This window comes from Stutzerimonas azotifigens DSM 17556 (genome assembly GCF_000425625.1).
GTDB lineage: Bacteria > Pseudomonadota > Gammaproteobacteria > Pseudomonadales > Pseudomonadaceae > Stutzerimonas > Stutzerimonas azotifigens.
In genome coordinates, this window is sequence record NZ_AUDU01000094.1 from 1 (window position 1) to 3148 (window position 3148).

Below are 3148 nucleotides of genomic sequence, written 5' to 3' on the forward strand. Positions count from 1 at the left end.
CCATACAACCTATCGCAGTGTCCGAAATTATTTGACCACCACACTCGACGAGATCGATTTCGTCCGAGGACACTTCCCGAACGAGGACTTGAGGAGAAGTTACTGCGTTCACGGCAAATCCCTTTGCAATGGAGAAAGGGCGGAGGAACGACAGAACCTACCGTCTTGCCGGCCTTTCTTGGGGCCAGCATTTTGCTACTCCCATCACATAATGCAAGTAGGTAGTTTGGCTTTTGAATGTTGCTGGCAGGTCAGGTGATGAACGGCTCCCTTGGGCCGGTTCAGCTCATGGCCCCGCGAGATCGCCTTATTCCCTGACGGGTGCCAACGGTGATGCTCTTCGAATGGACAGGCTGCGGACCAGAGCGATGAACACACCTAGCATGCTGCCTAGTACCAGCCCGAGCGCAACGATCATCAGTTTCCTTGGCTTTACCGGCGAAAGCGGCTCAAGCGCTGGCTGGTCGAGGCGCACCAATTGGAGGTGCTCCGTATCCACGGTGATGCCTCGAAGGCGTGCCGCCTCTTCGCGCCAGCTTGCCAGTTCCTGGAGATAGAGATCTTCCTGCTGGCGCTGCTTGAGGATTTCCACCTCGGGGTTGTTTTCGAGCATCGCCAGCTCTTTTTCGATCTCGGCTATGCGGGGCTCGGCGAAATCGTCCGTTTCGCGGGCCTGCAGCGCAGCACGCTCAGCGCTCAGCGCCTCCGAACCCATGAAATAAAGGGGCACCTCCTGGATCGTGATATCGGTTCGTACGACCGAGGCGCCCGGCTCACCGTTGCTCATCGCATAGGGGCTGGTCGGCTTCTTGATGCCCAATGACTCGGCGATGGAGATCGCTTCGTTCAATTGCTGGATGCGGTGCTCGCGGCGGAGCTTGAGCTCCTCCCGAATCGCGGCGAGCTCGTCCATCAACTGCGCTCGTCTGAGCGAGTCCTCCTCCATCAGCAGCGCGATCTGCGACTCCTTGGCGGTTTCGTAGCTGGCGCGAGCTGCCGCCATCCTCCGGTCGAGGCCCGCCAGGCGGTTGGCGATCAGAGCCTCGAGGTCCCTGGCGACGCCTTGCCGTTCCCGTTCGAGCACGTAGTCAACGAAGCCGTTAACGATATCCACGCCCTGCATGCCTTTGGGGTAGGTCAGCGCCAGGCCGACATAACCGATCTGGTCTCCCCCACGCTTGGGGTCCGGATACAGCATCTCGAACGATTCCTGATTGAAATCGGCGAACGATTGCTCGAGCGTCCCGCTGCCGCGCCCCATTCCCTCGAACAGGGCTTGGTTGTTTCGGAAGAAACTCAGGCGGTTGTCATAGGAGGACAGGCCTGAGGCGACACGCTTCAGCGCATCTTCGGGCGTCAGCTCGTAGAGGCCGGTTTCATTGAGGACATCGAGGCTGCTGCGGTCGGCCGGCCGTAGGTACGATGCCGTCTTGTAGTAGGGAGTCGCCAGAACGGCATAGAGCGCGGCAATCAGGGTAACGGCTACCGCAATGCCCGCTATGAGGAATTTCTGCTTCCAGAGTGCCTGGAAGAGTTCAACCAGGTCTACTTCATCCGTGGCTGGCTGGGTGTACGGCGGAGGGATGCTGGTCACGGGAAGTCCTTTCGATGCCAAGACCGTATGCGGCAAGCACGTTGGACAAGCCAGCCTCGAAAGAATTCCACACAGTTCTCATTCTTCATTCACACGATCGCGCAGTTCCTTGCCCGGCTTGAAATGCGGGACGAACTTGCCATCCAGACGAACGGACTCGCCCGTCTTAGGATTTCGGCCGACGCGGGGCGCGCGGTAATGCAACGAAAAGCTACCGAAGCCGCGGATCTCGATCCGCTCACCGGTGGCCAGCGCCTGTGACATCTGCTCCAGCATGGTCTTGATAGCCAGCTCCACATCCTTCGAAGACAGCATGCCTTGCTGGGTGACAATACGCTCGATCAACTCCGACTTGGTCATGGTTTTCCCTTCTTTTTCAAGCGGCTAGATCATTCGATCCGTGGCTGGTTGTAGCACGTTGAGCAGAGTTTGAACAGGGCGTTTCGCTTGACTTCTGGCTGAAAGCTGTCGTGGGCAGGCTGTGCCTGCCTGATCGCCGCGGGGGCGCGCCTCCCACAAGAGAAGGTCCGGTGTGACTGCGGGGGACGGGTTTGACTGTGGGAGGCCCGACCTCGGGGCGAGCTTTTGGGTTGGGCCGGGCAGGCTGCGCCTGCCCTGTCGCCGTAGCGGGGAGTGCCTCCCACGGGGTAACTGTGCTTGTAAAGCCTTGCAATCTGTATCCTGCGGGATACGATCAGATGCATGAGCTACCTCATTAGGCAAACAACCAGCTTTGCAGAATGGCATTCCTCCCTGAAGGACTTGCGCGCCAAGATTGCTATCGCGCGCCGAATTGAACGGGCCGAGCGTGGCAACCTGGGAGACGTGAAGTCGGTTGGAAAAGGGGTTTCGGAACTACGAGTGGACGTCGGGCCCGGCTACCGCCTGTATTTCACGAGACGGGGTGAGGTAGTCATTGTATTGCTGGCTGGTGGGGACAAATCGACCCAGCAAGCTGATATCCGTAAAGCGCAGAAAATGGCGAAAGAGGTTTGATCATGAACAAGCTGACTCTGCTTGATTTCGACATGGCCGATTACCTCGATAATGAGGAAGCGATCGCTGAGTACCTGTCGCAGGTACTTGCTGACGGCGACGTCGATGAACTGCTCCGCGCGATAGGGCATGTCACCAAAGCCCGTGGTATGTCTCAGATCGCCAAGGAGACGGGCCTCGGCCGTGAAAGCCTGTACAAGGCATTCTCTCCTGGCGCGAAACCGCGCTTCGATACGGTTGTAAAAGTACTCCGTGCGCTCGGTGTCGAACTCCATGTCCAACCGCTGGGCTCTTGAGCTAACGCTTCGGAGATATAGGGCGGCTGCAACCAGGCCTGGGCAGGCGGTGCCTGCCTGTCGCCGCGAGGGCGCGCCTCCCACAAGAGGTCAGGTGTGGCCGCGGGGCTGGGCTTGGCAGTGGGAGGCCCGACCTCGGGGCGAGCTTTTGGGGTTGGCTGGGCAGGCTGTAGTGGTCTACTTCTCGTGGACACCTCGATAGGAGATGATCATCCCCAACGAGGACTTAGCAAGACATGGCATCACGCGCACGTAGAAAATT

Annotated in this window: 4 protein-coding genes; 2 read left to right on the top strand and 2 right to left on the bottom strand. The window is 59.0% G+C overall.

Annotated elements, in window-relative coordinates; translation table 11 throughout:
- Positions 1-307: 307 nt before the first annotated feature.
- Positions 308-1594 (bottom strand): Wzz/FepE/Etk N-terminal domain-containing protein, encoded by a 1287-nt coding sequence (locus H610_RS0108460; protein ID WP_236614283.1) that lies wholly within the window; start codon positions 1592-1594, stop codon positions 308-310.
- Between the two features lie 78 nt (positions 1595-1672).
- Positions 1673-1954: an integration host factor subunit beta gene (gene ihfB, locus H610_RS0108465; protein ID WP_028239261.1), complete on the bottom strand. Its 282-nt coding sequence runs from the start codon at positions 1952-1954 to the stop codon at positions 1673-1675.
- Between the two features lie 342 nt (positions 1955-2296).
- Between ihfB and H610_RS0108470 the strand changes: the two genes are divergently transcribed.
- Together H610_RS0108470 and H610_RS0108475 are read left to right on the top strand one after the other, a co-directional pair.
- Positions 2297-2590 carry a type II toxin-antitoxin system RelE/ParE family toxin gene (locus H610_RS0108470; protein WP_028239262.1) on the top strand — a complete coding sequence of 98 codons (294 nt, stop codon included), beginning with the start codon at positions 2297-2299 and terminating at the stop codon, positions 2588-2590.
- Positions 2591-2592: 2 nt separating this feature from the next.
- The gene (locus H610_RS0108475) at positions 2593-2886 is read left to right on the top strand and encodes an addiction module antidote protein (RefSeq protein WP_028239263.1); all 294 of its coding nucleotides are present in this window, start codon (positions 2593-2595) and stop codon (positions 2884-2886) included.
- Positions 2887-3148 lie beyond the last annotated feature (262 nt).